The organism is Synechococcus sp. MIT S9509, assembly GCF_047303035.1.
Lineage (GTDB): Bacteria > Cyanobacteriota > Cyanobacteriia > PCC-6307 > Cyanobiaceae > Synechococcus_C.
The window spans coordinates 1,855,378-1,875,845 of sequence record NZ_CP138940.1 but is presented as its reverse complement, the minus strand read 5'-3'; the positions used below and the strand labels follow the sequence as shown (position 1 = coordinate 1,875,845).

The 20,468-nt window shown below is 58.5% G+C and carries 25 protein-coding genes; 13 read left to right on the top strand and 12 right to left on the bottom strand.

Features of this window, described 5'->3' with window-relative positions; genetic code table 11:
* Nucleotides 1-16 precede the first annotated feature (16 nt).
* The gene (locus SIB73_RS10840) at nucleotides 17-427 is read right to left on the bottom strand and encodes a HesB/IscA family protein (RefSeq protein WP_413405207.1); all 411 of its coding nucleotides are present in this window, start codon (nucleotides 425-427) and stop codon (nucleotides 17-19) included.
* A gap of 111 nt (nucleotides 428-538) precedes the next feature.
* Here SIB73_RS10840 and zds point away from each other — a divergent pair, with 111 nt between their 5' ends.
* From zds to SIB73_RS10825, 3 genes are read left to right on the top strand one after another with little or no spacing between them, the layout of a single operon-like run.
* Nucleotides 539-2,005: a 9,9'-di-cis-zeta-carotene desaturase gene (gene zds, locus SIB73_RS10835; RefSeq protein ID WP_413405209.1), complete on the top strand. Its 1,467-nt coding sequence runs from the start codon at nucleotides 539-541 to the stop codon at nucleotides 2,003-2,005.
* Between the two features lie 4 nt (nucleotides 2,006-2,009).
* Nucleotides 2,010-2,459, top strand: a complete 450-nt coding sequence (locus SIB73_RS10830) for an SRPBCC family protein (protein WP_413405211.1) — start codon at nucleotides 2,010-2,012, stop codon at nucleotides 2,457-2,459.
* Nucleotides 2,460-2,508: 49 nt separating this feature from the next.
* Complete coding sequence (locus SIB73_RS10825) at nucleotides 2,509-2,997, top strand: hypothetical protein (RefSeq protein ID WP_413405213.1); 489 nt, start codon at nucleotides 2,509-2,511, stop codon at nucleotides 2,995-2,997.
* On the opposite strand, the gene SIB73_RS10820 is transcribed toward SIB73_RS10825, so the two are convergent.
* The 5 genes from SIB73_RS10820 to SIB73_RS10800 form a co-directional block, all read right to left on the bottom strand.
* Entirely contained in the window at nucleotides 2,973-3,785 is an 813-nt protein-coding gene (locus SIB73_RS10820; protein ID WP_413405215.1) for a uroporphyrinogen-III synthase, read from the bottom strand. The two genes, SIB73_RS10825 and SIB73_RS10820, sit on opposite strands and share 25 nt — an antisense overlap.
* Nucleotides 3,782-4,993, bottom strand: a complete 1,212-nt coding sequence (locus tag SIB73_RS10815) for a glycosyltransferase (RefSeq protein WP_413406262.1) — start codon at nucleotides 4,991-4,993, stop codon at nucleotides 3,782-3,784. The genes SIB73_RS10820 and SIB73_RS10815 overlap by 4 nt, the downstream gene beginning before the upstream one ends.
* A gap of 69 nt (nucleotides 4,994-5,062) precedes the next feature.
* The gene (locus tag SIB73_RS10810) at nucleotides 5,063-6,679 is read right to left on the bottom strand and encodes a glycoside hydrolase family 3 N-terminal domain-containing protein (RefSeq protein ID WP_413405218.1); all 1,617 of its coding nucleotides are present in this window, start codon (nucleotides 6,677-6,679) and stop codon (nucleotides 5,063-5,065) included.
* Nucleotides 6,672-7,088 carry a 30S ribosome-binding factor RbfA gene (rbfA, locus tag SIB73_RS10805; RefSeq protein ID WP_413405220.1) on the bottom strand — a complete coding sequence of 139 codons (417 nt, stop codon included), beginning with the start codon at nucleotides 7,086-7,088 and terminating at the stop codon, nucleotides 6,672-6,674. The genes SIB73_RS10810 and rbfA overlap by 8 nt, the downstream gene beginning before the upstream one ends.
* 1 nt (nucleotide 7,089) lies before the next feature.
* The gene (locus SIB73_RS10800) at nucleotides 7,090-7,296 is read right to left on the bottom strand and encodes a DUF751 family protein (protein WP_066911775.1); all 207 of its coding nucleotides are present in this window, start codon (nucleotides 7,294-7,296) and stop codon (nucleotides 7,090-7,092) included.
* A 456-nt stretch (nucleotides 7,297-7,752) separates the two neighbouring features.
* On the opposite strand from SIB73_RS10800, the gene SIB73_RS10795 reads away from it, so the two are divergent.
* The 3 genes from SIB73_RS10795 to SIB73_RS10785 all read left to right on the top strand — a co-directional run bounded on the left by SIB73_RS10795 (nucleotide 7,753) and on the right by SIB73_RS10785 (nucleotide 9,694).
* Entirely contained in the window at nucleotides 7,753-7,968 is a 216-nt protein-coding gene (locus SIB73_RS10795; protein ID WP_413405222.1) for a hypothetical protein, read from the top strand.
* A 150-nt stretch (nucleotides 7,969-8,118) separates the two neighbouring features.
* On the top strand, nucleotides 8,119-8,871 hold the full coding sequence (locus SIB73_RS10790) for a putative 2OG-Fe(II) oxygenase (RefSeq protein WP_413405224.1): 753 nt from the start codon (nucleotides 8,119-8,121) through the stop codon (nucleotides 8,869-8,871).
* Nucleotides 8,872-8,965: 94 nt separating this feature from the next.
* A complete protein-coding gene (locus SIB73_RS10785; protein WP_413405226.1) occupies nucleotides 8,966-9,694 on the top strand; it encodes a glutathione S-transferase family protein in 729 nt (242 codons plus the stop codon).
* On the opposite strand, the gene SIB73_RS10780 is transcribed toward SIB73_RS10785, so the two are convergent.
* The gene (locus tag SIB73_RS10780; RefSeq protein WP_413439600.1) at nucleotides 9,666-10,343 is read right to left on the bottom strand and encodes a DUF6816 family protein; all 678 of its coding nucleotides are present in this window, start codon (nucleotides 10,341-10,343) and stop codon (nucleotides 9,666-9,668) included. The genes SIB73_RS10785 and SIB73_RS10780 overlap by 29 nt on opposite strands.
* 31 nt (nucleotides 10,344-10,374) lie before the next feature.
* Here SIB73_RS10780 and SIB73_RS10775 point away from each other — a divergent pair, with 31 nt between their 5' ends.
* On the top strand, nucleotides 10,375-10,638 hold the full coding sequence (locus SIB73_RS10775) for a chlororespiratory reduction protein 7 (RefSeq protein ID WP_413405229.1): 264 nt from the start codon (nucleotides 10,375-10,377) through the stop codon (nucleotides 10,636-10,638).
* 3 nt (nucleotides 10,639-10,641) lie between these two features.
* Here the strand turns inward: SIB73_RS10775 and SIB73_RS10770 are convergent, their stop codons facing one another.
* Nucleotides 10,642-11,217 carry a shikimate kinase gene (locus SIB73_RS10770; RefSeq protein ID WP_413405231.1) on the bottom strand — a complete coding sequence of 192 codons (576 nt, stop codon included), beginning with the start codon at nucleotides 11,215-11,217 and terminating at the stop codon, nucleotides 10,642-10,644.
* A 51-nt stretch (nucleotides 11,218-11,268) separates the two neighbouring features.
* Between SIB73_RS10770 and SIB73_RS10765 the strand changes: the two genes are divergently transcribed.
* Together SIB73_RS10765 and SIB73_RS10760 are read left to right on the top strand one after the other, a co-directional pair.
* Nucleotides 11,269-12,189, top strand: a complete 921-nt coding sequence (locus SIB73_RS10765; protein WP_413405233.1) for a 6-pyruvoyl trahydropterin synthase family protein — start codon at nucleotides 11,269-11,271, stop codon at nucleotides 12,187-12,189.
* Nucleotide 12,190: 1 nt separating this feature from the next.
* Nucleotides 12,191-12,871, top strand: a complete 681-nt coding sequence (locus SIB73_RS10760; RefSeq protein WP_413405235.1) for a RibD family protein — start codon at nucleotides 12,191-12,193, stop codon at nucleotides 12,869-12,871.
* Here SIB73_RS10760 and SIB73_RS10755 read toward each other — a convergent pair.
* Nucleotides 12,841-13,305: a hypothetical protein gene (locus SIB73_RS10755; protein WP_413405237.1), complete on the bottom strand. Its 465-nt coding sequence runs from the start codon at nucleotides 13,303-13,305 to the stop codon at nucleotides 12,841-12,843. The genes SIB73_RS10760 and SIB73_RS10755 overlap by 31 nt on opposite strands.
* 85 nt (nucleotides 13,306-13,390) lie before the next feature.
* Here SIB73_RS10755 and SIB73_RS10750 point away from each other — a divergent pair, with 85 nt between their 5' ends.
* Nucleotides 13,391-14,572 (top strand): GNAT family N-acetyltransferase, encoded by a 1,182-nt coding sequence (locus SIB73_RS10750; protein WP_413405239.1) that lies wholly within the window; start codon nucleotides 13,391-13,393, stop codon nucleotides 14,570-14,572.
* A gap of 24 nt (nucleotides 14,573-14,596) precedes the next feature.
* On the top strand, nucleotides 14,597-14,971 hold the full coding sequence (locus tag SIB73_RS10745; RefSeq protein WP_413405241.1) for a DUF4346 domain-containing protein: 375 nt from the start codon (nucleotides 14,597-14,599) through the stop codon (nucleotides 14,969-14,971).
* A 6-nt stretch (nucleotides 14,972-14,977) separates the two neighbouring features.
* Here SIB73_RS10745 and SIB73_RS10740 read toward each other — a convergent pair whose 3' ends face one another.
* A complete protein-coding gene (locus SIB73_RS10740) occupies nucleotides 14,978-16,552 on the bottom strand; it encodes a B12-binding domain-containing radical SAM protein (protein ID WP_413405243.1) in 1,575 nt (524 codons plus the stop codon).
* Nucleotides 16,553-16,709: 157 nt separating this feature from the next.
* Between SIB73_RS10740 and SIB73_RS10735 the strand changes: the two genes are divergently transcribed.
* Nucleotides 16,710-16,802: a cytochrome B6 gene (locus SIB73_RS10735; protein ID WP_413405245.1), complete on the top strand. Its 93-nt coding sequence runs from the start codon at nucleotides 16,710-16,712 to the stop codon at nucleotides 16,800-16,802.
* Here the strand turns inward: SIB73_RS10735 and SIB73_RS10730 are convergent.
* Together SIB73_RS10730 and rimO are read right to left on the bottom strand one after the other, a co-directional pair.
* Nucleotides 16,789-18,015 (bottom strand): MFS transporter, encoded by a 1,227-nt coding sequence (locus tag SIB73_RS10730; protein ID WP_413405247.1) that lies wholly within the window; start codon nucleotides 18,013-18,015, stop codon nucleotides 16,789-16,791. The two genes, SIB73_RS10735 and SIB73_RS10730, sit on opposite strands and share 14 nt — an antisense overlap.
* A complete protein-coding gene (gene rimO / locus SIB73_RS10725) occupies nucleotides 18,012-19,412 on the bottom strand; it encodes a 30S ribosomal protein S12 methylthiotransferase RimO (RefSeq protein ID WP_413405249.1) in 1,401 nt (466 codons plus the stop codon). Before rimO ends, SIB73_RS10730 begins: the two co-directional genes overlap by 4 nt.
* A 75-nt stretch (nucleotides 19,413-19,487) precedes the next feature.
* Between rimO and SIB73_RS10720 the strand changes: the two genes are divergently transcribed.
* Entirely contained in the window at nucleotides 19,488-20,429 is a 942-nt protein-coding gene (locus SIB73_RS10720; protein WP_413405251.1) for a vitamin K epoxide reductase family protein, read from the top strand.
* The last annotated feature ends 39 nt before the right edge of the window (nucleotides 20,430-20,468 follow it).

Here is a 20,468-nt window from a genome sequence, read left to right as displayed (position 1 = left end):
CATGGTCGCCGCTGGATCAGACGGCGAAGGAGCTGCCGCAGCCGCAGGTCTGTGTGGCGTTGGGGTTGGTGAAATTGAACCCTCCGCCGATCAGTGCAGTGCTGAAGTCCAGTTGCATCCCGTAGATGTAGAGCAGGCTCTTGGGGTCACAGATCACTTCGAACGAGGCCCCGTCCGGAGCTTCGTATTGATAACGCTCATCGTCCTGTTGAATCTCTGCTGCGGACACGAAATCCATCGTGTAGCTCATACCGCTGCAGCCACCGGAGCGCACTCCCACTCTCAGCACCTGGTTGGTCCCCTGGTCAGTGCAGAGCCTCGCCAGCTGCTGCATGGCGGGGGCTGTGATCAGAATCCCCTTACCGTCCTTGGCGGTGTGCGACGGGCCTGCTGTCGCGGTCTCTGCAGTGGTGTCGGGTTTGGACATCGGAGGCAGTAGTGCTGGTCCTTCTTTTCACTTTATGGACCTGTCCCCGCTTCTGCCTAAAGCAGTTCAGTCTGTCCAATTCATAGAGTCGCCCCAGTTGCACGACGGACGGTGCGGGTCGCGATTGTGGGTTCCGGGCTGGCTGGCCTCTCCGCCGCAGTGGATCTTGTTGATGCTGGTCATGAGGTGAATCTCTATGAGGCGCGCCCCTTCATGGGCGGCAAGGTGGGCAGCTGGGTTGATCCCGACGGCAATCACATCGAGATGGGATTGCATGTTTTCTTCTTCAATTACGCAAACCTGTTCGCGTTGATGCGCAAAGTGGGCGCGTTCGACAACCTGCTTCCCAAGGATCACACCCACTTGTTTGTGAATGAGGGAGGTGACCTGCGGGAACTGGATTTCCGATTCCCTGTCGGTGCGCCCTTCAACGGTCTCAAAGCGTTCTTCACCACTCCTCAGCTGGGCTGGATTGACAAGTTGCGCAATGCTCTAGCCCTCGGCACAAGTCCGATTGTGCGAGGGCTGGTGGATTACGAAGGCGCGATGCGCACCATCCGAGCCCTGGATTCAGTCAGCTTCAAGGACTGGTTCGTGGGCCATGGCGGAAGCCCGGAGAGCATTCGCAGGATGTGGAATCCGATCGCTTACGCACTTGGTTTCATCGATTGCGAAACAATCTCGGCCCGTTGCATGCTGACCATCTTCATGATGTTCGCTGCCAAAACCGAGGCTTCCAAGCTCAACCTGCTCAAGGGGTCACCCCATCGCTGGCTAACGGGCCCGATCCTCGATTACATCCAGAAGCGAGGTGGGAAGCTTCACCTCCGTCATCCCGTCAAGCAGGTGGAGTTCAGCGAGGGGAATCATCCTGAGGTCACAGGACTGAAGCTGGGGACTCCGGATGGGGAGAAGCATGTTGTTGCCGATGCCTATCTGGCCGCCTGCGATGTGCCGGGCATTCAGCGCCTGCTTCCGGATGAATGGCGTCGTTTCCCGCAATTTGAAGCCATCCATAATCTTGAAGCGGTACCAGTGGCCACCGTCCAGCTGCGTTACGACGGTTGGGTGACTGAACTCGGTGAGGAAAAATCCGCAAGCCGCGCAGACCTCACCCAGCCCGCTGGTCTCAACAATCTCCTCTATACAGCTGATGCCGACTTCAGCTGTTTCGCGGATCTTGCCCTGGCAAGCCCCGAGGACTACCGCAAGGAGGGTGAAGGTTCTCTGCTGCAGTGTGTGCTCACGCCTGGCGACCCCTGGATGCGCAAGTCGGTCAAAGACATTGTTGAGCACACCGATCGTCAGGTGAGAAAGCTGTTCCCCTCTGCTGCCAATCTCACACTCACCTGGAGCAACGTGGTGAAGTTGGCTCAATCGCTCTACAGGGAAGCTCCCGGCATGGAGCCTTACAGGCCTGACCAGAGCACTCCGGTCAGAAACTTTTATCTGGCAGGCAGCTATACCCGTCAGGATTACATCGATTCGATGGAAGGAGCCACCATGAGCGGGCACCTTGCCGCCGCCGCCATCCTGGGGCAACCGGCCCGGCTGGCCGTCAACAACGCAGTTGCCTGAACCCATGGGACGCTGGCTTGAACATTCCGTAACCACTGAGGTCAAGGCTCCCGTTGACCGGGTCTGGGAGGTCTGGAGCGATCTGGAAGCAATGCCCAGATGGATGCGATGGATTGAATCCGTCAAGACGCTCGAGGATCCAGACCTGACCGACTGGACGTTGGCAGCCCAGGGATTCCGCTTCCATTGGAAGGCACGCATCACACAAAGGGTCGAAGCCCAGCAACTCCACTGGGAGTCGGTGGGAGGTTTGCCCACCAAAGGAGGAGTTCGCTTCTATGCGGAACAACCTCAGCTCACTGCCGTCAAACTCAGCGTGACCTACGAACTTCCTGGTGTGTTGGCTCCCTTGATGGAACCCAGCATTCTTGGTGGAATCGTGACGAAGGAACTCCAGGCGAACCTTGATCGATTCCGCGACTTGGTGGAAAGCGGATACGCATCGCAGAGCTGAGGTGTCTGCTTCCCGCATCCCAGCCTCAGCCTCCTGTGCGGCGTTATTGATGGCTGTTGCATGGGGAGCCCTCAGCGGCTGTGGAACGCAAGAGAACATTCAAGGATCGGTCAATCCGACCTCGCCTGATGCCCCCGTTGCTGAGGTGTCTCCCCCCGCACCTTCCTCATCCGAGACTGGACTGATTCCCCTGCCCACAAGTGAACAGGTCCTCTCATCGGTTCCGGAGGGGCGAGTCGACCCGTTCGCACCCATCATTGACCCGTCGAAGGCCTTGATCGCTCAGAACGATTCTGATGGGGCAGCCACACCTGATTTCGATGTCATTGGTGTTTTGGCTGTCGGGTCTGAACTTCGGGCGCTTGTTAGTGGCCCTCAAGTCTCCGGAACAGTGTGCGTCGGGCAGCGCGGCCGTTGCCCCGGCAATCCGGCGGCTCCGCTGCCGAAGGATTGGACCGTGAACGGCATTGATCTCACGCGAGGCTGTCTGAGCTTTTCCATCTCTGGAGAGTCTCAGCCCCCCCGTTGCATCGCCTGAACGCAGGCTTTGACCAGTCCTTCCAGGTCGTGAGGGGTGGCCTCCTGATCCACTCTGCCGAGCAGTTCCCTGCAGCGTTTGCTGGTCTGTGGACCGATGGAAACCACAGCAGGCTTTCTGAACAGTTGTTCAGTCTCTGAACTCCCGAGTGCGTTCTCCAGCAGCTGCACGGTGTGGGTCACGGTTTTGCCGCTGCTGAAGCTGACCACATCGACCTCCCCATTTTCCAGCGCTTTCTGGGTGTCTGCCGGAATCGATGTTGGGCAGCGGGATTCGTAGGCCGCCACCTCCACCACCCTTGAGCCGGCTTCTCCAAAGGCTTCGGCCAGAAGCGTTCGTCCGCCGCTCTGCACCCGAGGCAGCAGGATTCTCAATCCCCAGCCAGACACAGGGAAATGGTCAATCAGGCTGTCGGCCACGAATGTGGGTGGCACGAAATCAGCCGGTGCCCCCAGTTCTTCCAAACACTGAGCCGTCTTCCGTCCCACGGCTGCAATCTTGAGACTCTCGGGGCGTTGCATCAGCCCCATTCCCCTGAGTTGAAGCCGTGACTCCACCGCTTCCACACCGTTGGCACTGGAGACAATCATCCAGTGAAAGTTCTCCAGGTCGGCGAGAGCATCGTCGAGAGGAGCCCAGCTGTCAGGCGGGCCGATTTCCAGAGCCGGTAGGTCGAGAACCCTGGCGCCAAGTGATTCCAGCAGCCTGCGGCCTTCGCTCTGCTGTTCACGGGAGCGAGTAATCACCACCGTGGTTCCCAATAAAGGCTGGGTCTGATCAGCACTCATGCGCTGGCCTCATCGTCCAGCTTCACCAGTCCATGGACCTGGGCATGCAAGGCGGTGGCTTCTCCCTGCCGCTCCTGTGCGCGCAGCAGCGCGATGGCCTGCCGGAAGCCTGTGCGCGCACCATCGATATCCCCCCCCATCAGCTTGGCCACGGCCAGGTTCTGATGGCTTTCCGCGTGGGAGGGATTCACGCTCAGGGATCGCTCGTAAGCCTTGATCGCAGCAAGCAGATCGCCACGACGGCGCTCCATCAGCCCCAGGTTGTACCAGGCGAGTGCCACTTCGGGCGCCCGTTGACAGGCAGTTGTGGTGAGCTGAATGGCTTCCTCCAGTTCGTTGCGCTGCATCAGCAAGGCCGCCAGGTTGAGACGCGCACCCAGGCTCAGACGGGTCTCCAGCGGTTGTTCCAGTGCCTCTCGGTAGCACTTCACGGCAGCCTCGCTGTCCTCGCAAGCCAGCGCGATTCCGAGATTGAGCAGCAGTTCATAGCGTTCAGCACTGTTGCCATCGCCCGTGGGCAACTGCTCCAGGCCGTGGCGAAGAAGGCTGAGACCCCTGTCTCGATTGCCGTCGCTGACCTCCAGAGCACCGAGCTTGGCGCAGGCATAGGGGTCATTGGGCTGGTCTTTCAACCAGCTCTCCATCGATTGACGCAGCCTGTCCGCCTTATCCGATCCAGCCAGCAGATCCGGTCGATAACCCTCATGCAGCAGTGCTGGTTCGGTGCAGTTGGCAATCCGCCAGCCAGGCTCCTCCTTGAGCAGCGCATCCACGCTCTCGTCGATCATCGAGTGGTAGGGCTTGCTCCATCGGAGTTGTGGATGTCGGCGAAACAGGCGGCTCACGTTGGAGTAAGGAGCCATTGCTGCTCCCAGTTCGTGTCGCAGCAGGTTGATCACCAGCACATCCGGTTGTGCCATCAAGGCTTTGAGCTGCGGGATTGCTTCTGAGCGGAGCTCTTCGTCGGCATCGAGCACCAGCACCCAGTCACCCTGCACGAGCTCTAGAGCCGCATTGCGTGCCGGCGCAAAGTCACCGGGCCAGTCCATCCGTTCCACGCGAGCGCCGCAGGCCTCTGCGAGGGCGATGGTGCCATCCACTGAGCCAGTATCGAGAAGAACCATCTCATCCGCGAAGCCCTTGACAGACTTGAGGCAGTCCTCGATCCGCGCTTCCTCATCGCGCACGATCATCGAGAGGCTGAGCATGTTGGTGATGAGCACTGCCGCAGAGGCTAAGGCGCTTCCAACGGTGCGGTTTCGAGAGGCTTCGTTTGTTTAGTCGGTGAAGTCCTGGCGTTCGTGCGCCTCCTCCTTCAAACCCCACATCCGATTCAAGAGCTGCTGTTGTGCTTCAGGCATCTGCCCCGGGCTGTACCCCGCAGGAATGTCGTCCGGGATGAGTTTGCGCAGAGAGTCCCACCGGTAGGGACATCCATAGACCGCCAAGCCCGATAGGCGCTCAACTCCCAGCAACTGCTGGATGGCTTCAACCCAGGGTTCCCGGCGTTGCTGGCCGGCGCGGAATGGATTGCCGCGGACAAACAACTGCAGGAAAACGGGCCCCTCTCCCAGTCGCTCGAGGTCAAGCGGCGCCGCGCTGTCTCTGTCGCTGCTCCAGGGCTCAATCCCCCTGTCGTGGCAGATCAGAGCTTTGTATCCATGGCATTCGGGAGTGGTGATCGCCGCAGCACCGCCGTGCAGAAATGGGCAGGGGAGAACGCCATCCACCCGGATCAAGGTCACACCATCTTGATCACGATGGTGTGAAATCAGGGGGCCCTGCACCTCCAGCGAGCTGTCGATGAGCTCCATGCAGAACGCACGGTCTGGAGCTGTTTCGAGCTCAACCTCGGTGTCGCTGTAGCAGGGCTTTTCGCAGCGATGCAAGGCTTCTGTTCGTCGTTTTAGTGACTCGTGCAGGCGGGATTCAGGGATCCTGCCGTCGGCCAGTGCTGCGGAGATGGCATCAATCGCCGCATCGGCATCAGCGGGCATCAGGATCAGATCCGCTCCCGCAGCAAAGGCCTGAACCGCGGCTTCTCCAGGTCCTGCCCTGCTGCTGATCGCCTCCATCACCAGGGCGTCGGTGACGACGAGGCCCGTGAAACCAAGCTCTGTTCGCAGCAGATCTGTCAGCACCGCTCGCGACAAAGTCGCCGGCTGCGTGTCGTCCAGGGCCGGAATCAGCAGATGTGCTGTCATCACACTGTCGATTCCTGAGTCGATCAGTCGCCGGAACGGCACCAGTTCCACCTGGTCGAGCCGGCTGTGAGCGTGGTTGATCAGAGGCAGTTCAAGATGGGAATCCTGGTCCGTGTCGCCGTGACCGGGGAAATGCTTGGCGCAGCCCAGCACGCCAGCGGCGTTGAGGCCCCGTTGAAACGCTGCCACCAGATCCGCAACGGATTCAGGCTGATCTCCCCATGCCCGCACGTTGATGACAGGGTTCTCAGGGTTGCTATTCACATCGCAGACCGGAGCCAACACCCAGTTGAGGCCGCATCGTTGTGCCTGATCCCCGGTTGTGCGGCCGTAACGCTCTGCCAGTTTCAGAGCCTGTTTCGGGTTGGTTTGATGCAGCCTTCCCAGGGCCATCGGTGGCGCCAACCAGGTGGCACCTGAGAATCTCTGGCCAATGCCTTCCTCCACGTCAGCGCAGAGCAGCAGGTCTTCGCTGTCGCTCCAGCTGCGGAGCATGCGGCATCGTTGCTGCAGTTCCGTGGCTGTGCCGCCCAGCAGGATTACCCCGCCAACCCCTGATTGCAATAGCCTCTGCAGCTCACGATTGCAGTGCTCCCAACGCGGGTACTGACGTTGCCGGTCTTCGGCATGGCCGCTGGCACGGATGACCAGAAGCCGGGCAACGGCCCTGCGACGCTCTGCTTCAGTCATTGAAGCCGGGAGTTTCGCTGTCGTCGCTGCCGGAAGGGATGCTGCCCTTCACCTCGCGTTCTCGCTCCAGCTCTCCGAGCAGATGCAGAACGGAGGTTCCCTTCTCAAGACCACGGTCGAGCTGAAACACCACCTCAGGGGCTCGTCTCATCTGCAGCCGTCGACCCAGTTCCCCTCTCAGGTAGCCACTGGCGGCCTGGAGACCATTCATGACTTCTCTGCGAGCTTCGTCGTCTGCCAGGACGCTGACAAAAATCTTGCAGTGCTGAAGGTCGCCACTGACCTCGACGTTTGTGATGCTCACCATGCCCTGATGCACGCGCTCATCGCGGATTCCGTTGATCAGTAGTTCACTGATTTCTCGCCGGATGAGGGCTGCCACGCGTTCAACCCGACGTCCCGGGGCCATGTCAGCTCTGCGGTGCTGAAGACACCATGGCACGCAGGACAAAGCTCAGACTGAGGAATCCACTGATCAGAGCCCCGATCAGGGCGACAGCAGTGACCGGATTGCTGCGGCGACGTGCGAGTGGTTCTGCGACCGAATTGATCACACCCAGGCTGAAAGCGATCAAGTAGCGCGGATAGCGCGTCACGTTGATGAAAAATTCTTTCATGGCCAGTTATCGCAGGGTGTCTTGGGAATTCCGGTGGCCCCGGAATGACTGACGCATGCTGCAGGTGAGAGGTCACTCAACGACAAGCAGCCAGTTCTCAATAAGAGCATCTTGTTGACACATTTGAGTCTATCTGGAGCAAATACAGATCAAGAACGGTCTTCTGGCCCAGGGCCTTTTCGCTCAGGTGACCTGGGGCCCAGGAACACTGCGGAAAGCAAATGAGTCGTTTGTTACAGCGGCTAGTGATTTTTGTTGATCCAATTAAGGGGAGGTTGATGGCCTCTGAATCACACCAAGATTGGGGGAGTCGGCAGCGAGTCTCCTTTTTTTGAGCATTACACGGGCTCTAAGCATCTCCGCTTGATGAGGTCCTTCGGTATTGGGTTGAACAGCTTCAGTTTCAGCAGGCGGCGTGATTGCTAAGGAGGGATTTCGATGTTGTTGAGCTTGGAAATGAAAGCTTCCTTCCTTTTCACGGCCATGCTCCTGCTCGGGTTCTGCGGTGGCGCCTATGCCGGATCAGTCACGGTTGAGGGCATGGATCGAGAGATCACCATTAATCAGGCTCAGAGCAAAGTGCCTCAAGGGAAAAAGGTGACCGACACCTCCTGCACCACCATTCAGGTCCGCCTGGATCCTAGATATCGCTGCACTGTGATCTGGGAGTGAAGCCACATCCTCTTCAGGCTTTCCATCAATGCCCCGACCTGGGTGGTGAACAACATCAGGCGCTGAATCATCAATCAGGCAGTTTTCATCGCTGTGGACAGTCAGCTCAAGTTGTTGCTGGCACTCTGCGCCTCAGTTTTTGCTCGAACCTTGGAGATCCTCGATCTTTTCCCGAGATCCATTTTCAAGGGCCAACTGCCTGAGCCGCTTTTGAATCAGCTGCTCAGCATCAGCGCCGATGTGCTGGCGCACCCTGGCGCAAGTCTTGACGCTTCAGCAAAGCTGGCTGGTCAGCTCAGCCAGCAACGTGAGCTCAGTGGGGGGCATCCCGCGATCCAGCAGTTGTGTTCCACCCATGTTCTTCCGGCCTGTAACCGTTGGATCGCTCATGTGATGGGGCGTCAACCTCCCCAGGGCCGCGGTCCGTGGGTGCCAGGTCGCTATCAGTTGCAGATGGTGGATCTTTGGCTCAACTGTCAGCGAGCTGGCGACTACAACCCCACCCATACCCACGGAGGCAGTTTTTCAGGCGTGATCTTTTTAAAAGTCCCGCCACAGATCAATGGCCAATGTTTTGACGGTCAGCTCTGCTTCCACGGCCCTGAGGATTGGCATCTGCAGTCGTTTCGTACTGGCATGGCTCACTACGTGCTGCCCGTGCCAGGGGAGTTCTATGTCTTCCCTGCCTGGCAGCCCCACTCCGTTGCTCCCTTCAGGGGTGATGGAGACCGTTGGTCGATTGCGTTCAACGTGCTGGCTGTCCCTCTGCAAGCATCCAAGTCAGTTCAATCCGCTGGTGTCTCGACCCAGCAACGCTTCGGAACCGCATCGCCTCGAAGGTCGCAATCAACGCCAACGAATGTCTCGCTGTCCAGTGGTCGAACAATGCCGAGGGGATTTTGAGGAAGGTCTGGCCCACTCGTGAAGGCTGCTCCAGTGCTGATGGCGAGGTGCAGATCTGAATGGCTACCGTTCCAGCGCCTGACCCGGCTTGGACATGCTGGAGCTACATCAGTTTCGTCACTCGGCTTTCTGTCTCAAGGTGCGGATGGCCTTGCAAGCCAAGGGACTCAGTTTTCGAGAGGTTGAAGTCACCCCTGGCATCGGACAAGTCTCCTTGTTCCGTCTTTCCGGTCAGCGGCAGGTCCCCGTTCTTGTTGATGGCGATGACGTGGTCTCTGATTCCAGTGCCATCTGTCGATACCTGGAGGAAATGAGACCTGAGCCGGCGTTGATTCCCGCTGATCCCAAACAGCGTGCCCAGATGCAGCTGATTGAAGATTGGGCCGACACCACACTTGCCGCTGCTGTCAGGTCTGCTCTTCTTCAGGCTGCGGCAGATGATGCTCAGCTGCGTGAGGTGCTGCTGCCTGATGATGTTCCTTCGCCGGTGCGCCAGCTGATGTCTGGTCTGCCGGGTGGCTGGCTCAGCAGCTTCGGCGAATTGCTTGGTCAGGAGCAGAGAGCATCGATGCTCAGCAGTCTGTGCTCCGTCGCCGATGGTCTCGATCCCAACGGCTGCCTCGTTGGACATGCCATCAGCCTTGCCGATCTTGCCCTCGCCGCCCAGTTATCGCTGTTGCGTTTCCCTGCTTCTTCAGGAGAATCACTCGCCGGGCGAGGGGTTCCAGGCATCAGTGACCATCCCCGTCTTCAGATTCTGTTTCGCTGGCGCGATCAGCTCGAAACCCGCCTTATCAATCTTGACCCTGCTCCAGCGGCCTGAGCGTCAGTCGGAAGCGGCTGCGGCGCCCCTCCAGGGTCTGATCTGTTTCCAGCCCCGGACCTGCATGACTGACCTGGCGCTGATCAGCGCAGATCCCATCCCCGCACCGCACGTAGTGCGTGAGAGTCTCAATCCTGCTCAGCCGAGGAGACCCTGGTCCGTGCAGGATCTGCAGGACCAATTCATCGCTGAAGAAATCAGAGGCCGTTTTCGGATTTGTCTCTCGGCGGCCGATCACGGTGGTCTCGAGCAGCACGTCATCCCGGAACCTTGCCAGCTGACGGTTTACCTGCCCCGGATCCTGTTCAACGGAGAGCAACTGCTCCCCAAGCAGAGCTTTTCCCACAGAAGCCGCGTTGTAAGGCCGATCCCCGATCAGTTCGCCGCGACGGTTTCGCAGAAAACGAACCTTGTGCACAAGAGGGGGATCATCGGGTCTGGCTCGGCCTGAATCATCCAGTGCCTCACTGGTGACCTGCCAAGTGCCTGAAAACCAGTCGGGATAAATCAGATCCTGCTTGGAGCGTGGACGGGGCAGAGGTGCTGGCAGTGACCATTGCGGCCAGCTCGCGAGGCGTTGCTCGAGATAGTGGGTCCCGCCATCGCTGGCCGCGGCGGCGAACGGGACTGCCACAAACTGCAGCAGCATGGTGATCAGCAGTGTCAACAACGGTTTTGCCATGTCCGACCCTCTGATTCGATCCCTTGATCACTACGTGGTGCTGGTGCCAGGCGAGCCTGAGCAGCTGCTGACAGCGGAAGACACCCTGACATGGCTTGCAGGCAGACTGAAGACTCTTGCCCCCTGGCCTTCGGATCTCAGCGGTTGCGCAAGCCCGGAGGAGGCGGCACTTCGCCTGATGGATACAGCCTGTGAACTGGAGATTTCGCCTGGAATCTCTCTGCAGTGGTACGCGGTGCGCCTTGACCCACCCGGCGCCTAACACTCATTCCGGGCGCTCTTTCGGTGGATCCTTGATCAGCTTCGGCAGCAGTTGAAGGATTCCGTCCGCAACAACGGCCGGTGACTCTGACTCAATGACCACTGTGAGATCGGCCTCGTCGTACAGGGGGCGACGCTGCTCCAGGATCTGATCAAGTGTTTCGGCGGGGTCTGCCTTCATCAGCAGCGGCCGCTGAGTGGAGTCGTTGCGAAGACGCTGCAGCAGCTGACCGCGCTCGACGTCCAGCCAGATCACAATGCCCTGGTGCATCATTCCCCAGTTTTCGGTGCGGGTGACAACCCCCCCACCGGTGGCCACGACAAGGGAATGACGTTCGCTGATGGACCTCAGCACCTGAGTTTCAAGGGTGCGGAAGTTCTCTTCACCATCACGTTCAAAGATCTCGGGGATGGTGCAGCCGGCCACCTGTTCGATGACGGCATCCGCGTCGACGAATCCGTATCCCAGCCTTTCTGCCAGAGGCCTGCCTGTGCTGGTTTTGCCGCTGCCCATCATGCCCACCAGATACAGACTGCGTCCCCCCAGACGCTGCCGCAGAGTTGGAGTGGTCTCCGCCATGACTCGGAATCGCCGGTAGCTCATTAGGATGCCTTCTGGCCGGACCGTCACATGACTGAAATGAAGTCACCTGCACGTCATGGCCGGGGACGTGGCTGCGTCATCACTCGACGCGCCTGTTTCAGCGCAAGTCACCGTTACTGGTTGCCTGAATTGTCCGCAGATGACAACGCCGCCCGTTTCGGGCCCTGTGCGCTGGCTCCTGGGCATGGTCACAACTACGAGCTGATCGTGTCAATGGCTGGTGGTCTTGATGCGCACGGCATGGTGCTCAATCTCTCTGAGGTGAAGCACGCCATTCGCAGCGAAGTGACTGGTCAGCTCGACTTTCGCTTTCTCAACGACGCCTGGCCCGAATTTGATGTGTCGAAGCCGGAGGGCTGCCTGCCCACCACGGAGGCCATCGTCCGGCAGATCTGGGCTCGGTTGAGTCCGCATCTGCCCATCACGGCATTGCGCCTTTACGAACAACCAGGCCTCTGGGCCGACTATCTCGGACATCCCATGGACGCCTTCCTCACGATTCGCACCCACTTCGCCGCTGCCCATCGTCTGGCAAGACCTGAGCTCAGCCAGGAGGAAAACGAGCGCATCTACGGCAAGTGCGCCCGTCCACATGGTCATGGTCATAATTATCTGGTGGATGTCACGGTGCGCGGTCCCATCGATCCAAGGTCTGGCATGGTCTGCGATCTCTCTGCGCTGCAACGCCTTGTCGACGATCTTGTGGTCGAGCCCTTTGACCACACATTTCTCAACAAGGATGTGCCTTTCTTCGCTGAATGTGTTCCCACAGCAGAGAACATCGCGCTGCATATCGCGGACCGACTGTCCTCCCCGATCAAGGCGATTGGTGCCAGCCTTCACAAGGTGCGCCTGCAGGAAAGTCCCAACAACGCGGCTGAGGTCTACGCAGAAGTACCTCAGCTTGAGATGACTCCTTCGGCTCTTGAGGCAGCCGTTCCTGTCTGAATTGCCTTCATTTCCTCAGCAGCCCACGGTGCGTCTGGTGCTGGCCGTTAGTCTCGATGGACGACTGGCTCCATCGGGAGGTGGAGCTGCTCAGCTGGGTGGATCAGGAGATCGTCGTGTTCTTGAGGAAGCGCTCGCCTGGAGTGATGCTGTCCTGATCGGAGCAGGAACACTCAGAGCCCATCGCTCCAGCTGTCTGATCCGTGATCGGGACCTGCTGAACCAACGCCAGGTCGAGGGTCGCTCGCCTCAGCCGGCAGCACTGGTTGTCAGTCGAGATGCTGGATTTCCTCTGGAGTGGCCTTTTTTTCAGCAACCTTTCGAACGACATGTGTTGTCAGCAGGCAACGGGGCTGTTCCTGGATTCAAGTCATCGTTTCGATTGGCATCCAGCTGGGGCGAAACGCTGAAGCAACTGGTCTCCAAAGGCTGGGTTCGTCTGGCTCTGCTGGGTGGAGCTGTCCTGACGCACTCCTTGCTCGCTCAGGATGCGGTTGATGAGCTGCAACTGACTCTCTGCCCCAGGATCCTCGGCGGATCCTTCCATTGGTTGCTGCAGTCGGACACGCCACTCCCTCCACCACTGGCGTCCTCTCAGGCATGGACTCTCATCGATGCCCGTTCCCTCGGAGACAACGAACTCCTTGTGCATTACTGCCGCAATCGCTCCATCAGTTCCTGAACGGGTATCTGCTTCAGGCTTGATTGGGGCAGGCCGGTCAGTGATGCCAGGCAACGTTGAATCACCACAGCCGCATCGTCACCGACCTTCCCCCTCAGCAGTTCCGTCAGCACTCCGAGTTCCCTGCCACTGCGGCTGGTTTCCCTGATCAGACACTCGCTCACAGGGCGGGCCAGTGTCCGGCAGGGCTGCTCAACGGCGCTGTTCAACCAGCTTTTCGGAGCGATCTCGTCAGCAACGCCATCCAGAGCCTGTTCAGCCAGCTGACGACACTGGCTCACAAGCTGACGTTCGATCCGTGGTTGCAGCAGCTGAATCAACGGCTGGAACAGCCCTGCCATGGCGGTTTGATGCATTGGGCCCACCTCCAGCAGCACCGGAGAGAGCAACAGAGCTGTGATCCATCCCAGGTTGTGCCGAGACGATCTGGGCATGACTTGGGCCCAAACGCATCTTCATTGTCTCCCCTTGAAGTTTCGCTGGTTAGTGTCATTGCCGAGGCGTTTCAATTGGCCCTGGATGGCATCGCTCACGGCTCGTTGGCATCGAAGCATCCATGAGATTCCTCAATCGCAATGGGAGGAGTTGCTCGCTGGGCAGGCCAGCCCTTTTTATCGATGGTCCTGGCTGGAAGCTCTGGAAACCTCGGGCAGCGTTGCTCCAGATCAGGGCTGGCAGCCACTGCACCTTTCGCTCTGGAGAGACGAAGAAACCCTGATTGCAGTTGCCCCTCTTTATCTCAAGGGTCACAGCTACGGCGAATTCATCTTTGATCAGTCATTCGCACGTTTGGCGGGTGATCTGGGACTTCGTTACTACCCAAAACTGATTGGAATGAGTCCTGTAAGCCCTGTTGAGGGTTATCGCTTTTATATCCATTCGAATGAAGATGAGCAGGACATCACCGTCACGATGCTTCGACTGATCGACGAGTTTGCCGATCGCAATAACATTCTCAGCTGCAATTTTCTCTATGTGGATCCTCTCTGGCAGCCCTTGGCGGAGGAGGCGGGTTGTGCGGGCTGGGTGAATCACCAGAGCCTCTGGTCTGCAGAAGGTCAGAAAGATTTCAGAGACTATCTTGCTGGCTTCAATGCCAATCAGAGGCGCAACATCAAGCGGGAACGCAAGGCCGTGGCAGAGGCCGGACTGGTGGTGACGCCACTGACAGGTTCAGAACTCACCTCAGAGCTTCTGGTTCGAATGCATCGCTTTTATGAGCAACATTGCGCTCGCTGGGGTCCGTGGGGAAGCAAATATCTCCAGGGTTCATTTTTTGATCAACTGAGTTCTCCAGGATTGGCTGAGCATGTGGTGCTGTTCAGTGCCCACCGCGGAGATCCTTTGCAACCGGTGGCGATGTCTCTTTGTGTCCAGGATGATTCCCGTCTCTGGGGGCGCTACTGGGGCAGTGAGGAAGAGATTGATTGTCTTCATTTTGAGGTCTGTTACTACGCGCCAATCGAATGGGCGCTGCATCAGGGCCTGCACAGCTTTGATCCAGGGGCTGGTGGCAGTCACAAACGAAGACGTGGCTTTGTAGCTCAACCTCGGACCAGCCTGCATCGCTGGTATGACCCTCGCATGGATGGACTGATCCGTTCCTGGCTGCCGAGAGCGAATGGTCTGATGGAGGAGGAGATTGTGGCCATCAACGCCGAACTTCCCTTCCGCACCAAGCCGCCCGAATTGATGGTCTGAGGCGATCATTTGTAAGGTGTTCTGATGACAGAAGGCACTTCTCCACTCGATGACCAGCTTTCGCAGCGTTTCATCGAGCTTGATCCGTCTGGTTATTTCCTGATCAAGTTGGATGCTGAAGCTGGCGAACTCGTGGCTGAGCATTACAGCAATGATGTGGATGAACGAGGTCGTGCCACTGATCCGGAAACTGGGGAAGTTCTGTCATGCCGTGGCGGCGGTCCACGTTCGCCCACCACATGCTTCCGCGGCAGAACTGCCAAGGAGCTTGGAATCGCTCTGACCGAAGTCAACGGGTCTGTGCCCCTCAGCCGTCTCGACCATGCTCTCTATCTAGGTAGAGAGCTCCAGAAAGCTGAAGCCTGCCTGAAAGCCGGAGTGCCTTACAGGCAGGACTGAATCAGATCAGGCTGTCAGCAGCTCTCGTGATGTGCTGGGTTCTTCTGGAGGCAGTGATTCGAGCTGTTCACGGATTTCGCGTTGCACGATCGCGCGGTATTCAAGGAAGTGCTCGTTGTGGGCCAGCACCACCAGGAACTGTTCCAGCATCGCTGGATTGCGTCGAGCCATGCTCAGCATGTAACGCCAGAAGCGACTGCGGGTGTTCCGTTTGATTCCCTGCCTCCAGACCACGATTGACAACGCTCTGATATCAGTCCAGGTGGGCAGTTTTGATGTGCCCTTCCAGCGGGGTGCGCCCATCTTCAGGTAGTAGGAATAGACCCGATCCATGTACGCGTTGGGTTCGTAGAGAGCACAGAACGCTTCAACGTATTCGTTGGCTATATCCCGAATTGGGCGTGTGGGTTTGAAATTGAGCAGGTTGGTCTGGTTCACACCCTTGGCTGCGGACTCGTCCTGAATCAGTCGGCCCTCTTTCTCAAGGCGATGCCAGAGCGCAGTATTTGGAAGCGCCTGCAACATACCCATCATGGCTGCGGGGATTCCGGTTCTGGTCACGAATTCAACGATGCGTCGACCGGCGCCATCTTTTTCACCGTCGAAACCGATGATGAAACCTGCCATCACCCGAATCCCATTGGCGGTGATCCTGTCAACTGCCGCATCGAGAGGATTGCGCGTGTTCTGAAGTTTTCGAGAGGTTTCGAGACTCGCCTCATCAGGGGTTTCGATACCTAGGAAAACACTCTCAAAACGCGCTTCGTGCATCATGCGCATCATCTCTTCGTCGTCGGCCAAGTCCACTGAAGCTTCAGTGGCAAAACTGAAGGGATACCCGCGCTCTTCCTGGAACTCTCTGATCTGGGGGAGTAGCTGCTTGGCGTTGCGCTTATTGCCGATGAAATTGTCGTCGACGAGGAAGATCGATCGCCTCCAGCCGAGGTCGTGCAGATACTGCAACTCCGCGATCAGCTGTTCCGGTTTTTTCGTGCGCGGCTTGCGTCCGTAGAGCACGATGATGTCGCAGAACTCGCAGTTGAACGGACATCCCCTCGAGAACTGAACGCTCATCGAGTCGTAGGCCTCGAGCTGCAGCAGATCGAAGCGGGGGATGGGAGTGGAGGTCACATCTGGCTTGTCACCTTCCGCGCTAAACCGACCACCACTGTCACCGCGCTGGATCGCTTCGATGAACATCGGCAGTGTGATTTCACCCTCATCGAGCACCTTGAAGTCGGCTTGGGCGATTTCCGGGGCATCCGGCGTTGAACTGGCGTAAGGACCTCCCACGGCTACAGGCAGTCCTCGACGCTTGGCTTCGGCGATCTGAACCTGCATGTCATCTTTCTGGACGATCATTCCAGAGATCACCACAAGCTCTGCCCAGTTCCATTCGTCTTCGGTGATTTCCCGGACGTTGCGGTCGACGAGCTTCATGTCCCATTCCTGGGGAAGCAGAGCCGCCACAGTCACCAGCCCCAGAGGAGGCAGGAGCACCTTGCGATTCACCAGTTCCAGAATCTTCTCGTAACTCCAGAAGGTTTTCGGGAAGAGGGGATAGATGAATAAGGTGCGCATGATCTGAAACGAGAAAGTGGTCTGTCTGTGACGTGCGGTCGACCCTGCGGACAGAACCTTCCGTTTTTATTTGATTTCGTTGTGCAGAAGCTTAAGGGGGATCTGCTGATTCCAGACCAGATCTCTGATCTAATGGGTGCTGCAATCTGTGACAGGCATGGGCGTCCTCATCTACCTGGGTCTGATCGGAGCCGGACTCACCACCGCTGTGACGATCAGTTTTGTGCTTCGCCGGATCAAACTGATCTGACTTCGTTCAGGACTGTTCCACCGCGGCGCCAGATCTCAAGCAGCGCCAGAACGACTCCAAGGGTGCCACTGATGGCAAACGTTGCCTGAAGCCCCATGGTGTCAGTCAGAACTGCGGCGATCAGACCACTGATGCCGCCGCCGCCAAGAAAGGCAATCTGTCCAAGGCCGGCCATCCGTCCACGCAGGGCCTGGCTGGAGCCAACCTGAGTGATCAGGTTGCTGCTGCTCAGCAGCCCCGCGGTTCCGGCACCGATCAGCAGCGTCATCGTGAGCAAGAAGGAAGCATCTCCTCCAATCGCCATGCCGAGCTGAGCCACGGCAGTCACCAGCGCAAAACCGGCCAGAGTCAGTGAGGGCCTTCTGCAGAAACGATGGCTGTTGCGTTGCAGAAGCAGTCCCCCAGCGATGCTTCCAAGGGCCAGAACGCTTGTGAATACTGCAAGGTCCATCGGCGCATCACCCAGCTCTCGGGCGGCGATCAAAGGGCCGAGTCCCGGGTGGAAGAAACCAACCACGCACATCAGGCCTGTGAACATCAGCACGTGTCGCAAGCTGCTGCCGCATTCCCGCCAGGCCACCCGCAGCGATGCCTTTTCGCCGGGAGCACTGCGCATTTCAAGTTCCGTTCTCGGATGCAGCAACCAGATCACACTGGCGATCGGCATCAGATAAGTCGCCGCATCCAGAGTGAGTGCCGTGGCCGGTCCTGTGAGTGTGATCAGTAAACCGCCCAGGAGTGGTCCCACCAGTTTCCCGACGTTGAAGACCACCGAGAAGCTCGTCAGAAAAGGCGCCAGTTCGGAGTTGTCATCGACCAGCAGAGCGCAGTATTTATTGCGAGCAGTGAGTTCATAGGCCCCGGCGATTCCCACCAGCAAGGTGCTGGCCAGCAGCATCAGGACCTGTGGCTGTCCATCAAGCACTGGAATGGAGAAAGCCCCCAACAGGCCGGCTCCAAGAAGTGCCCACTGTGCCTGGATCAACACCCGCTTGCAGCCAACACGATCGGTCCTTACGCCGGCTGGTCCGCTCACCAGCATGGTTGGCAGTGAAAGTGCGGCGAAATGCAGAGCCAGCACCATGGGTTCCTTGGTTTCATCCATCAGGATCCAGCCCTTGGCGGTGAGACCTGCAAAGGAACCGGCAGTGCTCAACCCTGAAGCGATCAGGAAGATGAGACGTTGGCGCTCATGCGATGACGTGTTGCTCACTGGCTGGTGCGAGCGGAAGCCACCATTTCGGTGGCACCCACGATTTCGCCTCTCAGGTCATAGATGTCTGCTCCATTGATCCGAACCGGCACCATGGTCCCCGGCCCGGCTTGCAGGCCATCCGCGCGGGGCTGCACCTGCACTTCGCCATCGACTTCAGGAGCGAATCGGGCACAGCGCCCGATCATGGCTCCGGTTCGTGGGTTGTGTTGTTCGATCAGCACATCAACGGTTCGCCCCACCCAGCGGGTGTTGGCTTCGGCAGAGATCGGTTGTTGCAGCGTCATCAGCCGATCTTTTCTGGCGGTGGCAATCTCAGCTGGCACCGGATTCGGGAGCTTGGCCGCGGCGGTTCCCTCCTCCGCTGAGTAAGTGAAAACCCCCACATGATCGAAGCGCTGACTCTCAAGGAACCCAGCCAGGTGCTCGAACTGCTCTTCCGTTTCACCGGGAAAGCCCACGATCAGCGTGGTGCGCATCACGGCATCCGGTAACTGCTCCCTTAACTGATGCATCAGTCGTTCGTTCACATCCGCCTGCCAGGGACGATTCATGGCTCTCAGCACTTTGGGATGGCTGTGCTGGAGGGGCAGGTCGAGGTATGGAAGAACATTGGGGACATCCCTGTAAGCCGAGATCACTTCAGCGGTCAGGCCTGTCGGGTAGGCGTAATGCACCCGGATCCAGGGAATCTCCACCTCACCCAGGGCCCTGAGCAGGTCTGCAAGGCGAGGGCGCCCGTAGATGTCCAGCCCGTAATTGGTGGTGATCTGGCTGATCAGAATCAGTTCCTGAACACCCTGCTCAGCCAGTTGATGGGCTTCTGCAACGATCGATTCGATCGTCCTTGATCGCTGATTGCCGCGCAGATGCGGAATGATGCAGAACGCGCAGCGATAGTCACAGCCTTCAGCCACTTTGAGATAGGCAACCGCTTCTCCAGTGGTGCGGTATCTCGGCAGTGTTTCGTCGCCGACAAACGTCGGGTTCTTGCTGACTCGATTGACGCGTTCTCCGGCTTCAACCCGTTCCAGCACCTCCACAATGTGCTGGTAATCGCCTGTCCCCACGATGGCTTTGGCTTCGGGCAGGGAATCGAGCAGCTCCTCCTGAAAATGCTGTGCCAGGCAGCCGGCGATGATCAGTTCCTTGCCTTGTTCCGCTAAGCCAACGAGTGTGCGGACCGATTCCTCACGCGCTTCCTGGATGAAGCTGCAGGTGTTGACCACCACCACGTTGGCGTCGCTTTCATCGCTGCTGACGCCATAGCCGGCTCGTGTCAGCAGGCCGAGCATGTGTTCGGTATCAACCCGGTTCTTTTCGCATCCCAGATGGGCGAAAGCAACGGTCGGCCTCGTGCTGGCCATGCCGCTGCCGGGAAGTTGGTCCGGGGACATGGGCACTGCGGATCAATCATCACCATAAATCTCGTGCTGATGCCTGCCAAAATTTCAGAAATCAGTTCAGTGCGCATGGGCACCACCCGACTCACCAGCCGACGTCGTCAGGACCAGGGTTTCAAATGGGCGCGTATCGGCATGGCGGTGCTGGCGACCGTGGGGGTGATCGACACCGGTTCGATCACCCTTGAACGCTGGGGGATGATCGGCAATCTCACCTGCCCGGTGGGCGCTGACGGGTGTGACAAGGTCCTCAATAGCCCCTGGGGCACCCTTTCTCTGACAAATGCCTTCAGCATTCCGCTCTCCTTCGTCGGTTTGCTGGCCTATCTCGCCGTTCTGGTGATGGCCCTCGTGCCGTTGCTTTCCGGCCTGGCGGACAATCGCAACGATCTCTCCCGCCGGAGCTGGTGGGGGCTCTTCACCGTGTCCCTCGGAATGGCTGTTTTCAGCATGGTGTTGCTGGGCCTGATGGTCTTCAAGATCCAGGCCTTCTGTTTCTTCTGCGTGCTGTCGGCAGTGCTGTCGGTTCTGCTGCTGATCCTTGCCGTGATCGGTGGTGGATGGGACGACTTCTCCCAGCTTGTGTTCCGTGGCGTTCTGCTGGCGCTGGCTGTGCTGCTGGGCAGTCTCATCTGGGCTTCGGTTCTTGACCCTGAACGGCCGGAAGCGGCCATGCCCGGTTCCGGTGCGCCTCCTGTGGTCACCACAGCAAGCTCACCGGCGAAAGTTGCTCTTGCAGAACATCTCACCGCAACGGGAGCTGTTATGTACAGCGCCTACTGGTGCCCTCATTGTCATGAGCAGAAGGAGGACTTCGGTCAGGAGGCTTCCAGCAAGCTCACCGTCATTGAATGTGCGGAGGATGGTCAAAACAGCCAACGCGCCCTCTGCCAGAGCAAAAAGATTGAAGGTTTTCCCACCTGGGAGATCAACGGCAAGCTTGATTCGGGTGTGAAGGATCTGAAAACACTGGCTGATCTCTCCGGCTTCAAGGGAGACAACAACTTCTGAGTGCCTTCATCCGCCGTCTGCTTCTGCACAGTTTGTCCG

Excerpts from the sequence above, each read along its gene's own strand:
- SIB73_RS10840 (WP_413405207.1), bottom strand. The coding sequence starts at position 427 with ATGTCCAAACCCGACACCACTGCAGAGACCGCGACAGCAGGCCCGTCG.
- SIB73_RS10830 (WP_413405211.1), top strand. The coding sequence starts at position 2,010 with ATGGGACGCTGGCTTGAACATTCCGTAACCACTGAGGTCAAGGCTCCC.
- SIB73_RS10825 (WP_413405213.1), top strand. The coding sequence starts at position 2,509 with ATGGCTGTTGCATGGGGAGCCCTCAGCGGCTGTGGAACGCAAGAGAAC.
- SIB73_RS10820 (WP_413405215.1), bottom strand. The coding sequence starts at position 3,785 with ATGAGTGCTGATCAGACCCAGCCTTTATTGGGAACCACGGTGGTGATT.
- SIB73_RS10815 (WP_413406262.1), bottom strand. The coding sequence starts at position 4,993 with ATGCTCAGCCTCTCGATGATCGTGCGCGATGAGGAAGCGCGGATCGAG.
- SIB73_RS10810 (WP_413405218.1), bottom strand. The coding sequence starts at position 6,679 with ATGACTGAAGCAGAGCGTCGCAGGGCCGTTGCCCGGCTTCTGGTCATC.
- rbfA (WP_413405220.1), bottom strand. The coding sequence starts at position 7,088 with ATGGCCCCGGGACGTCGGGTTGAACGCGTGGCAGCCCTCATCCGGCGA.
- SIB73_RS10800 (WP_066911775.1), bottom strand. The coding sequence starts at position 7,296 with ATGAAAGAATTTTTCATCAACGTGACGCGCTATCCGCGCTACTTGATC.
- SIB73_RS10795 (WP_413405222.1), top strand. The coding sequence starts at position 7,753 with ATGAAAGCTTCCTTCCTTTTCACGGCCATGCTCCTGCTCGGGTTCTGC.
- SIB73_RS10785 (WP_413405226.1), top strand. The coding sequence starts at position 8,966 with ATGCTGGAGCTACATCAGTTTCGTCACTCGGCTTTCTGTCTCAAGGTG.
- SIB73_RS10780 (WP_413439600.1), bottom strand. The coding sequence starts at position 10,343 with ATGCTGCTGCAGTTTGTGGCAGTCCCGTTCGCCGCCGCGGCCAGCGAT.
- SIB73_RS10775 (WP_413405229.1), top strand. The coding sequence starts at position 10,375 with ATGTCCGACCCTCTGATTCGATCCCTTGATCACTACGTGGTGCTGGTG.
- SIB73_RS10770 (WP_413405231.1), bottom strand. The coding sequence starts at position 11,217 with ATGGCGGAGACCACTCCAACTCTGCGGCAGCGTCTGGGGGGACGCAGT.
- SIB73_RS10765 (WP_413405233.1), top strand. The coding sequence starts at position 11,269 with ATGACTGAAATGAAGTCACCTGCACGTCATGGCCGGGGACGTGGCTGC.
- SIB73_RS10755 (WP_413405237.1), bottom strand. The coding sequence starts at position 13,305 with ATGCCCAGATCGTCTCGGCACAACCTGGGATGGATCACAGCTCTGTTG.
- SIB73_RS10750 (WP_413405239.1), top strand. The coding sequence starts at position 13,391 with ATGGCATCGCTCACGGCTCGTTGGCATCGAAGCATCCATGAGATTCCT.
- SIB73_RS10745 (WP_413405241.1), top strand. The coding sequence starts at position 14,597 with ATGACAGAAGGCACTTCTCCACTCGATGACCAGCTTTCGCAGCGTTTC.
- SIB73_RS10740 (WP_413405243.1), bottom strand. The coding sequence starts at position 16,552 with ATGCGCACCTTATTCATCTATCCCCTCTTCCCGAAAACCTTCTGGAGT.
- SIB73_RS10735 (WP_413405245.1), top strand. The coding sequence starts at position 16,710 with ATGGGCGTCCTCATCTACCTGGGTCTGATCGGAGCCGGACTCACCACC.
- rimO (WP_413405249.1), bottom strand. The coding sequence starts at position 19,412 with ATGTCCCCGGACCAACTTCCCGGCAGCGGCATGGCCAGCACGAGGCCG.
- SIB73_RS10720 (WP_413405251.1), top strand. The coding sequence starts at position 19,488 with ATGGGCACCACCCGACTCACCAGCCGACGTCGTCAGGACCAGGGTTTC.